10 protein-coding genes and 1 CRISPR repeat array are annotated in these 10495 nt (G+C 54.3%); of the genes, 2 read left to right on the forward strand and 8 right to left on the reverse strand.

Annotation, left to right across the window (positions count from 1 at the left end):
* The first annotated feature begins 3 nt into the window (after positions 1-3).
* Positions 4-398: a CRISPR direct-repeat array (repeat unit 29 nt; unit sequence CGGTTCATCCCCGCAGGCGCGGGGATCGG).
* A 109-nt stretch (positions 399-507) separates the two neighbouring features.
* From cas2e to casA, 7 genes are read right to left on the reverse strand one after another with little or no spacing between them, the layout of a single operon-like run.
* Positions 508-801 carry a type I-E CRISPR-associated endoribonuclease Cas2e gene (gene cas2e / locus BIS10_RS14385; RefSeq protein WP_083026163.1) on the reverse strand — a complete coding sequence of 98 codons (294 nt, stop codon included), beginning with the start codon at positions 799-801 and terminating at the stop codon, positions 508-510.
* Positions 802-1722, reverse strand: a complete 921-nt coding sequence (gene cas1e, locus BIS10_RS14390) for a type I-E CRISPR-associated endonuclease Cas1e (protein WP_253506122.1) — start codon at positions 1720-1722, stop codon at positions 802-804.
* Positions 1723-1730: 8 nt separating this feature from the next.
* Complete coding sequence (gene cas6e, locus BIS10_RS14395; protein WP_083026165.1) at positions 1731-2420, reverse strand: type I-E CRISPR-associated protein Cas6/Cse3/CasE; 690 nt, start codon at positions 2418-2420, stop codon at positions 1731-1733.
* Positions 2420-3169: a type I-E CRISPR-associated protein Cas5/CasD gene (cas5e, locus tag BIS10_RS14400; protein WP_253506124.1), complete on the reverse strand. Its 750-nt coding sequence runs from the start codon at positions 3167-3169 to the stop codon at positions 2420-2422. The genes cas6e and cas5e overlap by 1 nt, the downstream gene beginning before the upstream one ends.
* Positions 3170-3178: 9 nt before the next feature.
* Positions 3179-4270 carry a type I-E CRISPR-associated protein Cas7/Cse4/CasC gene (gene cas7e, locus BIS10_RS14405; RefSeq protein ID WP_253506126.1) on the reverse strand — a complete coding sequence of 364 codons (1092 nt, stop codon included), beginning with the start codon at positions 4268-4270 and terminating at the stop codon, positions 3179-3181.
* A gap of 60 nt (positions 4271-4330) precedes the next feature.
* On the reverse strand, positions 4331-4996 hold the full coding sequence (casB, locus tag BIS10_RS14410; protein WP_253506128.1) for a type I-E CRISPR-associated protein Cse2/CasB: 666 nt from the start codon (positions 4994-4996) through the stop codon (positions 4331-4333).
* A complete protein-coding gene (gene casA / locus BIS10_RS14415; RefSeq protein WP_253506130.1) occupies positions 4996-6696 on the reverse strand; it encodes a type I-E CRISPR-associated protein Cse1/CasA in 1701 nt (566 codons plus the stop codon). The genes casB and casA overlap by 1 nt, the downstream gene beginning before the upstream one ends.
* Before the next feature lie 88 nt (positions 6697-6784).
* Here casA and BIS10_RS14420 point away from each other — a divergent pair, with 88 nt between their 5' ends.
* Positions 6785-7216 carry a DUF29 domain-containing protein gene (locus BIS10_RS14420; protein ID WP_016915813.1) on the forward strand — a complete coding sequence of 144 codons (432 nt, stop codon included), beginning with the start codon at positions 6785-6787 and terminating at the stop codon, positions 7214-7216.
* A gap of 5 nt (positions 7217-7221) precedes the next feature.
* Here BIS10_RS14420 and cas3 read toward each other — a convergent pair whose 3' ends face one another.
* Positions 7222-9897: a CRISPR-associated helicase Cas3' gene (gene cas3 / locus BIS10_RS14425; RefSeq protein WP_253506132.1), complete on the reverse strand. Its 2676-nt coding sequence runs from the start codon at positions 9895-9897 to the stop codon at positions 7222-7224.
* 158 nt (positions 9898-10055) lie between these two features.
* Between cas3 and BIS10_RS14430 the strand changes: the two genes are divergently transcribed.
* A partial coding sequence (locus tag BIS10_RS14430) for a hypothetical protein (RefSeq protein WP_253506134.1) occupies positions 10056-10495 on the forward strand: 440 nt, incomplete at its 3' end.

Below are 10495 nucleotides of genomic sequence, written 5' to 3' on the forward strand. Positions count from 1 at the left end.
CACCGGTTCATCCCCGCAGGCGCGGGGATCGGGCCATCCGGGGCCACTATCGCCGCAAACCGGGCGGTTCATCCCCGCAGGCGCGGGGATCGGTGGGATCCAGACGAAGACCACCGAGCCACCCGCGGTTCATCCCCGCAGGCGCGGGGATCGGGCCGCAATGGCTTTAAACCTAGATACGAGCAGCGGTTCATCCCCGCAGGCGCGGGGATCGGGGCTATAAAAAAGACGACATAAACCACAACGACGGTTCATCCCCGCAGGCGCGGGGATCGGGGTGTAGGTGAGCTCACCCGGCTGCAAAATGCCGGTTCATCCCCGCAGGCGCGGGGATCGGCGGCGTTTCTTTGGCCTTCATTGCATCCTTGCCGGTTCATCCCCGCAGGCGCGGGGATCGGACTTGTTGTAGATAATTGATCTACAAGAAGAAAATAGCAGATAAAAAATCCACCAGCTATTTTGCTTACTTTTAATCAGGCTAAATTATTAAAGATCAAATAAAATCAGCTAGTTAACTTGTGGTGGTAAAAAGCGCACCAGACGCAAACCATCATGGTCGATGGGTTCTCGGCGGTTTTCACCGTAAGTTTGGAACTCAAACCCTGATTCATGGTTGCTGGCCCAGGCCATGGCGACGTTGCCATCTTCAGCTAGCGCTTCGACCTGTTCCCAAATCATTTCGCGAATGCGCCTGCTAACAACACCCACGTAAACACCAGCTCTGATCTCTAAAAGCCACACTGCTAACCTGCCACGTAGGCGTGGGGGCACGGCTTCTGTAACCACTACGAGCATCGCCATTTATCCGCTCCTATGCCCTGCATCGCCGACCGAAGGTGGTTCTGGTATCGCAGGCGGCACTGCGTCGGGTGCTGGCGGTGGCGGCTGAATATCACCAGCGGCAAGCACATCTTCGATCATGGGGATTAAGCGCTGGAGTATGCGGGATTGCTTGAATGCATCGCGGCAAGCGATACGGACTTCTCTTTCCGGCATAGGCGGATTACGTGCAGCAACCCTAAACGCCGCAGGCACCACCGTTTCAAACTTCACGATGTCGGCAATATCGTACACAAAGCTCAACGGCTTGCCGGTGTGCAGGTATCCAATCGCTGGGGCGTAGCCTGCTGCCAAAATAGCGGCTTCGGTAATTCCGTATAAGCAGGCCGTTGCTGCGGATAGGCATTGGTTAGCAACATCCGAGGCATCCCACTGTTTTGGGTCGTAACGGCGTCCGTTCCATTTAACGCCGTACTGTTTGGCTAACAGTTGATACGTTTTACGAACTCTTGCACCTTCCATGCCGCGTAACTGCTCGATGCTGCGACGAGAAGGTGGCTCTTCACCAAAACGCAGCTCAAACATTTTGCGCACCACTTTTAGGCGCAGCTTTTCATCTAGCGCCAGCTGGGCTTGGTAGAGCAATTTGTCTGACCGTGCGCCGCCCGGTTGCCCGGCGCTATAGAGCCGTACGCCAGCATCGCCTACCCAAATCAGTAGCGTGCCTACCGTTGCCGCCAACTTAATGGCGGCATGGGAAACCCGTGTGCCCGGTTCCAGCAGCAAGCAGGCTACTGAACCAACCGGAATATGCATACGCTCGCCATTTACTTCGTCAATAACGACAAAAGCACCGTCGCGCACGTCTATCTGACCCATCCCGATAAAGATCATCGACATCCGATCTTTTTCGGGAATGGGCTTTAGCGGAATAAAGCCCATGTTGTCTCCTAAGGTCGGCGCAATAGTAGCAAACCTCCACCGAATGCCTTGGCGCGCCCAATGCCGTGAGCCATGGTTTCGATCAGCTTTCCTGGATGGGTAACTTCTAGCAGGCCTTCATAGTCCACCGTCGAGAATTGAACTGGCTTTCCACTGCCTTTGTTCAATACGTGTTGGCGGTAGGCACCTAGCTCAGGCGTAACCGGTAGGCGAAAGCCCCACGTTTCAGCACGGCTTTCGAGCCATTCGCGGGCCTTACTATTCATCGCATCAACGCAGGTTGGGCTAGTACGCTGCCCCGGCGGGAATGGCTTTTTGGCGGCCATTAACACATCGGCGCGCTGGCCACGTTGCCCCGGCACATGCACTGCCATCGTGGGGTTAGCACGCAGGCGGAATGCCAGCCTATCGCCCACGTTAAGCTCTGGTGCGTAAGGTTTGCTCTCTGCGGTAAGTAAGCCTGCCACTGATACAGGTTCGCGGTCTGAAAGAACATAAAAGAGCGGTAACCCTTTTATGGCTCTACCCTCTTCGGCTTCTTCTATTTCCTGCCGGAAAAGAAACGGGCGAGGGCCTTCATACTCGGGAAATAGCTGCCACAAAAGCTGATGCGCGGTATAGGCTTCTGCATTCATCACATCAAACAGCTTTTCGCGAGACAGTCCGTTCAAGTCCACACGTACGCGGGAGAGATACATTAGCGTGCCTCCTCTGCTGCCACTGAACGGCGAAACTCTAACCGAGGGCCAAACTGCCAGCGGCGTCGATTTAGCGGCAAATCCCATACATCGTTGTACTCTGCCACTTGGCTGCCATCTAAACCGCTCGCCTCGCCTTCCCATACGTATAACGCTTCATCGGGAAAACGCAGTGCCTTTCTGTCTTCTTGACAGTTAACCGCCAGCTTAGGAAACGCCACATCCAGGGCTTCCTTAAGCGTGGCGCACTGCCGTAATTGAGGTGCAAGTGGCGCAGAGGGCGGGCAGGATTTACGCCCTAAATAAAGCGGGTAATGGGGCGTTTTTAGCGCTTGCTCAAGTTCAGAAAGCGTGAGGGTTGCTGTTGGCGTTAGCCATACGGCTACTGTCCATAGGCCATCACAGCGATAATCCCGGCTTGAGAGGATCGTTTTCAGCACATCACGCGGCGCGTTTAGCTCTTCTTTGCGGGTGTGATAGCTCACTTTTGACTGTGCGGCGGGCATCTGCACCGTGTGGTAGTCGCGCATCAGCATACCGGGGGTGTACTGTTTTACGCCCATGGCAATGCTTTCACGCAGCTGCATTTGGCCTGTATCGTCATCACGACGAAGACCTAGGGCGGCCCCCAGCAATCCCAAAACAGCCCCTTTACCCGGATAAGTCGCCGTAGGGCGCGTCTCACCAACGGCAGCCTCCCCCCAACTGGCAAGCGGCGCATAGAGCCGAAAAATAAGATAGTCGGTCATGCCGCCCCCTTACTGGTCGGTTTTTAAGAAAGCGATCAGTTCAGCAAGATTGCCTTTCTTAACCTCACCTTTTAGCTGCGGTCCTTCATAGTCAGGCTCAGCACTGATGACGAAACGGCTATCGGCACCTGCTTCATAAGCATCATCAAACGCTTGCGCTTGGCGCTCCAGGCTCTTAATTGCATCAAGCGTTTGATCCTGTCCTGTCACGGGCCGCAGGTAAGCGGTGGAAAGTGAGCGCGGCTGCTGGTTGCCCTTTTCCGCCAGCACATAGCTCGCGTGGGCGCGGGAACCAAAGCTGTTTTGCTTACCTTTGGGGGAGGTTTTGACAGCGGCTTCTGCCAGTGCAGCAATCGCTTGGTCAGCTAACTCACTATTACCCTGCAGATTCTCAACCAACTGCTGGCGATCGATACAGATATAGAGGTAGAACAGTCCAGCACCAAAACCCGATTCGCCAATATGCGCCGCACCCCGGTCTTGATCACCCGTATTTAAGTCATCAACAGCGGTAAAGTAATCGTCTTCCACTTCGGCAGCATGCACAGTAATCGCGTGGGCGACTTGGCAGGCGGCATCGACGTTATATTCAGGCACCGCTGCTAACATACGACCAAACAGCGCCACATCGGCGGCGGCAGGTTTGTGACGCAAGAGCTTTAATTCATCATCGTTTGGCTCGCGCTTCTCTGCCGCCAGCGTTTCAACCAATGCGCTGATCGCTTGGCGCTCCTCCAAGCCAACGTGCACTAATTGTTCAATCTCAAACTCTTTAGCTTCGCCTTTTTCTACTTTACGCAGCTTGCCAAATACGCCCGCTATTTTTTCTGCGCTCGCCGCTGCAGTTTTTTCATCCAGCCCTTTTTCTTTCAGTTCTTTATAGGCTTCAGAGCCTAAACGCTTGGTGCGCGTACCCACATGCCCCGCCAGTGCTTCTTCAAAGAGTGCAGAAGTACGCCAAGTACGCTTGAGGCTTTGCGATGAAACACGTAGGCGCTTAGCGCCACCCATCAAAGCAGTTTTGGGGCGACCTAAATCATCGCGGTTGAGGTTGGCGGGCGGATAAGAAGTCAGCAGGTGCAGTTGAATAAAGTGGCTCATAAATAACTCCGTTCGTGATGTCTATATGAAGCTAGAAAGGTTGATCGTCAGTCGTAAAAATCAGTCGCTGCCATGGCTATAGCGAGACGTTGCAGCAAAATAGTCATTTGCCAGTACAAACCCAAGACGGTGAGTAGGCTTGGCAGATAAACGTCCACGATGCTCCTGCCACCAGAGTGAGATAACGCTCGCTAGCAGCACGACACTGATATCTTTCTTATCTGCAAGCGCCAGCGCCCGTCGTAAGCGCTGGATAAACTCTTCAGGCGTTCGGCAGGAAAGTAGCTGTTGAAAACGCAGCTCGCTCATCAGCGGTTTCCCGGTTTGCTCTTTTTGCTGACCAAGGCGTAAGGCCAACGATGCGCCCTTCTTTTCTTCGCGTAACTCCGCTGCGATTAACGCAATGCATGCCCACACTTGTAGCTTTTCATCGCGATAATCCGTTTGTTTCGTCGCTTCCGGCAGCATCGCCCATAGCTCACGAAAACCTTGGGTTAACATGGCGGCCTCGGCGGTATCACAACGGCGCAGTACCGCTCGTACACCACGGGGCAGTGGTGGCTGGGGGGTGAATGCTTTCAAAGCCTGTGGGGTTAACGTCAACCGCTGCCACCAGCGGCGCAGGGCGGCGGCTTCCTCCAACTTCAAAGCGACGAGCGCTTTTTTCTCCGCCTCGGACAAAATATCTTCTTTTTCGATTGTTTCCGGCGTCTCCACATCACTCATCAGGCGTCTCCTGTCGTTGTTGCAGCAGAGGCCGCATTACGCTTGGCCTTCGCGGAGGGGTCAAAATCACCCTGTTGGATAAAGTTACTTACCACTTTGCTACCTTTGCTCTTGCCGCCAAGAAAGCTTTGCAGCTGCCGATGGGCAGCCGTAGCACGTTCAAGATCCATGCTTTCCTGGGAACCGCTTAGGGCTAGGTCTTCGAATACACGCATGGCTTCACGCTTAAGGGCGAAGTACCAACGCTCAGCAATGTCAGGAGGGATATGCGGTGGCGGCAAGTCTTGTTGCAGCACCTGCTGAAGCGCTAGCAACACTTTAAAAAATTCAGGCTCGGTGGCATCGTAAAGCTGGTTATCAATGGCGCTCATATCGCCCTTGGCATCCGATGGCCGTGAGAACCAAGCGTTTTTAACTTGGGTACGCACCATCCAAGCGATATTGCGCGACAGCTCGGTCAGTTGTTGAACCCAGGCACGTAGCTTTTCCTGCTGGCCTTGTGGTATTTCCACTAGGGGCATTTCAATGCTATACCAGCCGCGCGGCTTCAGATTGTCCATGTCGTAGCCAAACACCCATAGACGCGCTTGCCTCAGCAACGCCTGAATGTCTTCGCCATGCGCTCGCTCTTGTGTCACTAGCTTTTGTTTGTCGATGTAACTTTTCAGCGCCGCAGCCGCGATTGCGCCACTGCTTTCTTCATCGTTCAGTACAAAGCCTGACCAATGGCGATAGCCAAGCCCACCCGGCTGGCCCTTACTGGAAAGCGGCAGTTCATTGGGCTTGTTGGGGTCACGTCGGTAGGGTGTTAGCGGGTGTAGCCAAGGTCCGTCGTAGTTGGCCCCCTGTTTTTTAGCGCGAAGTTCGCGCACTACTCGCTGGTTTTTTCGTCCGCAAATATCACATGGGCATTCATCTGCTTCTTCAAATAGCAGCCGAAAGCGGCGCGGCATTGACCAGTAAGCGTGAAGGGGGTGGGTATCTTCAGGTAGCACCTCGGTGCCTTTTTTATCGCTTACCCGCGTATTGGCCATCCAGAAAAAGAGCGATGGTTCTTCGGGGTGCGGTGTTGTCCACTGCTGCCCTTTCTGGGTGGCTTCTTTCTGTGTAACGACGTTTAGCCACAGCCGCTCCCACAGGCTGGCATCTGATGACTCCGGCATCACCAGCGTTGTCAGCGGACCCCCGCCACGCAAGCCCACACGGATACCAGCGCCGCCCGCAGGGGCGTTAATCTGCATGGTGTAGAGCGCTATGGCCGCGCAGGTATCACACATACCCTCAACGCGACCACGCTTTACGAAAAAGTCAGTATTATTTTTGATGCCGTTAGCGCCAGGAGCATCAATCAATAAACCGCTGACGGTCGCGTTTTTCACATCGTCTAGCGGATCAAGGTCCTGCATAAAGCGGGGGCCATCGCCGTCCAGCTCAAAAGCGCTACTGAAAGGCGCGAATGCTTTATCCAACGCTGCAACACTGGGTGGCTCCATTAACCAATCAAGCCAGTCGTCATGGGTTTTCGGCGGCAGCGCCGTTTGTAGCAGGCCGATCAAAAACTGGTAGGCCGCCCCCTGAAAGTCTGCTCGCGGCAGGGCGAGGTTGATGACGTCGGGATCGGCTAACGCAGAGGGAGGGCGATACTCTACCTTCCCATTTCTCAATAGAAAGGGTAGCCAGGAGTCTTCAAGTAAATTCATGTACACCTCGATAGTGTCGTCTGGTGTCGGCGCTTCGTTTACACTGAAAAATATTAGGATTAGTCATAAGGCGGAGAGGATCAGGAAAATGGCGATTCATTACGAGCAGGATGCCTACGCCTGGGCGCTTGAACAGGCCGGGCTCCTTCGCGCTGGAAAAGTGGACAAGCTGGATTTGGAGCATCTTGCCGAGGAGATTGAGAGCATGGGGAAAAGCGAGCGACGCGCCTTGATTAGCCAGTTGGCCCGCTTGCTGATGCACCTGCTGAAGTGGGATCACCAGCCGGAACGGCGTTCGCGTAGTTGGCGGCTGACGATTCAGGATGCTCAAACCAAGGTGAATCGCCTGCTGAAAGATAACCCTAGCCTGAAGGCATCTCTGCCAGAGCTGATGAGCGAGGCTTATGACGATGCTCGCCGTGCCGCTGCGATTGAAACTGACCGAGAGCCGCAGGAATTCCCGGAGCAGTGCCTGTACAGCTTCGAAGAAGCCATGAGCTTTCAACCCAGCGAACATTGAAAGATTCATGGCGCTGGCTCCTTACTGCCCAACCTAACTCCCCACTGGGTGTCGTAGTCGCCATTAGGATCATCGCTGGGCAGCCAGGGCTGGGTATACTTCAGCGCTTTATAGCGCTCCTGAAGGGTAAGCCATTGGCTTTCATAGCGGCCTGATAGGGATGTGAGCTTTGTCGCTTGGCTCTGGCGTAACTTTACTTGGCTGAGCATATCGGCATGGCGACTCTCTCCCGCCCACAGCGCCAGCTCGTTATCGTCGGTGAGTGACAGCAGCACGACATTAACCGTAGGCTCATCTACCAACCTTGTGCCTATCTCTTGTTCTTCCTGCCACTGATCGCTTTTTATATAGCCCTCTTCCAGGTTGAGCGCGTTGAAATTAGCCATTGAGCCCGCCGTTCTCTGCATTCCCTTTTGCTCGTAGCGCGCTGCTTGCAGGGCATCAGGAATATCGTCAGATACAGCGCCATAAACACTTTCAATGAGATCTCTCGCCTCTTCGGGCATACGGATTGCTTCCAGGCGACGCAGTACCCGCTGGGTTAACCAACTTAACGATGTGTCGCGGTAAACCGCCTGAGTGCCGGGCAGCGTGCGCTTGAGCCAATGTTCATCGGGGTCATCTGCCCAAGGCGGTGCTAGTACCAGCAGGCGCGGCAGGCAGCGTTCACCACGCTGGTGGCGTTGTAAGCGTCCTGCCCGCTGGATAAGTAGATCAATAGGGGCAATATCGCTGATCATCACATCGACATCGCAGTCGAGAGACTCCTGAAATACCTGGGTACTGATCAACACTTGCCCCTTGCGTATATCAGGCGTTGAGTCTTTGCCTAAACGCTCAATGACCTGGGACTCAATGCGTTGCCTATCCACCATGGCAAAGCGGCTGTGGAACAGCAGGCAGCGCTCTGGGTCAGGGTGTCGGGCGGCGATGGCTTCGAATGCGCGAATAGCGTCATCTACTGTATTGCGCACCCAAGCGATACACTCACCGGCCTCCACTGCTTCCAGCACCGCCTCTATCGCCTGCTCTTCTTCGTTTAACCAAGCGACTTCAACGCTTCTGGACACCTCTGTGCGCGAGCCCAGAGGCAACTCCAACGGCTGCCCTACACTCACATGGGTCAATAACGGAAAATCATCTTTTTGCGGTTGCGTTGTCGGCTGTCCAAGCCCCGTTTGCCAAGCCGCCATTAAGGCACTGCGCATGGCATGGGGTAGCGTGGCCGTTAGCAGAATAGCGCTACCGCCTTGCCGGGCATGGTAAGCCAACAGTTGGCTGAGCAGTGTTTGCATGTAATTGTCGTAGGCGTGCACCTCATCAATGACGAGCACCTTGCGCGCCAGCCCGTATAAACGCAGCGATTGGTGGCGAAACGGCAAAATGGCCATTAACGCTTGGTCGATGGTGCCTACGCCCACTTCCGCTAGCAGCGCCTTTTTACGTGAATCTGCTAGCCATTGATTGCAGCGACTGGTAGCCGACAGTTCGCTAGCGGTGTAATCCAAATCGGTAGGCTGAGATGTGGCAACGGCGGCGATAAAATCGTCGTTTAAGTCACGCGCACCGTGGGCGAGAACAAAAGAAGGAGAAGATTCAGCGGTATAAAAGCGTCGATGCAAATTGCCTAGCCGTGAATACATCGCGTTAGAAGTTGCCATGGTGGGCAGTGCAAAATAGAGCCCATCGCCGTGGCCTGCCGCTAACAAGCGCTGGGTAAGAATGCAGGCAGCTTCCGTTTTCCCTGCACCCGTAACATCTTCCAAGATAAATAGCTGCGGCATATCTGCGATTTCTATTGTCTCGGCAGCTTGCTGCAAGGGTGTTGGCTTGATGGATTGTTTGCCAAACCAGTCGGTCATACCTGCGTAAGGTAATGGTTTGGAAATGCTGTTAAAGCCTGTTTCCTGCAGCGCTTTTTCAGCATTGGCTAAAGCGATTTGCCAATAATCAGTGAGAGGAAGCTTTTCTTGCAGATAAGGAAAGTGATTTTTATTCGAGCCGAGCCAATCACTTAATGTCGCCCAGCCTGCAATGCTCCAGCTAAGCGTTTGCAGCGCATAAACCCACTCTTCAGAACATAAATGCTCTACAGGCCAATCAGGCGGCACAATATTGGCCCAATCAGCAATAAACTGCCGTGATGCTTCTAGGTCATCTGAATATTCGTCGCTGCAAAAAAACGTATCTACTTCGATGCTTCCTGCGTTCACTGGCTGGCCATGGTGGCCAAAGAAAGGAGCCGTAAGAACAGGGAGAACTATGCGAAGCGCCTTTCGCTCAGTGCGGCCCCATCCAGCAGGCCACTGTAACGTGCCATTTTCAAACCAATCAGGCCACTTGGCATCCCAAATGACGGCCCCTAAGCGGTCATGGCGTTGTGTATAGGTGTATTGGGCGACAGGAGGAGCCAGCCCCAGGCTCGATAAAGGCTGAAAAAGACCTTGAAAGGAGCGTGAAAACTTACCGATATCGTGCAAGCCTAGCCAAAAAACTAGCAAGTTACGCAACTGCTTAGGCTCTAAACTTAGCTGCGCTGCTAGGCGTTGCGTTAGCGGTCTATCAGGTGAAAGCAGTAACCAACCAACAGCCGCTACATCCAGGCTGTGGTAAGGCAGTAAATGACATTCTACCGCTTCCCCCTTGGCTTTTGCCTTCCCCCAATAACGATAGTAAGTCACCGTTACCTCCCTAATCTTTATTTTATGCTCCTATCTAATCATCCTTCGCTTTATAACGCCATTAATCTTCGCCATTCTTAGCCCGTCTGATTCACCCCGGCCCTGCGCTATCGTCGTGCTACGCTTAATGCTAATTCACGGCTTTTAGGTGTTCTGTTATGCGCTTACGTCAACTTTCACGGGGTACCTTGGCGGCGGGGGCGGCGCTGCTGCTGTCGCTGCCTGCTCAGGCACAAACCAGTGCCGATTGGGCAGCTTACGATGAGGTGTTTGAGCGTGGGGCCCAGCACGCGCAGTGGTGGGATGCGGGTTGGACGGGCATCTATGCCGCAAGCCTTGCGTTTGATGCTTACCAAGCCAGCGAAGCCAACGACCCGGACGACCGTTTTGATGCCCGCGTAGGAGTCGTAAAATCGGCGTTAGCCCTGGGCGGTATGTTGACGGATCGCCAGCCGCATCAGGCGGCGCTGGTAGAGTACGAGCGCCTTAAAGCGCAGGGCGAATTAAGCGGCGTTCAAGCTTTGGGGTTGCAACTGGCCCAGGCGGAGCGGGAGCGCCGTGGGTTTGAGGCGCGTGTTAGCTCGCTGGTGGTGAACAC

The organism is Halomonas sp. 707B3, from assembly GCF_024158645.1.
Taxonomy (GTDB): domain Bacteria; phylum Pseudomonadota; class Gammaproteobacteria; order Pseudomonadales; family Halomonadaceae; genus Vreelandella; species Vreelandella lionensis.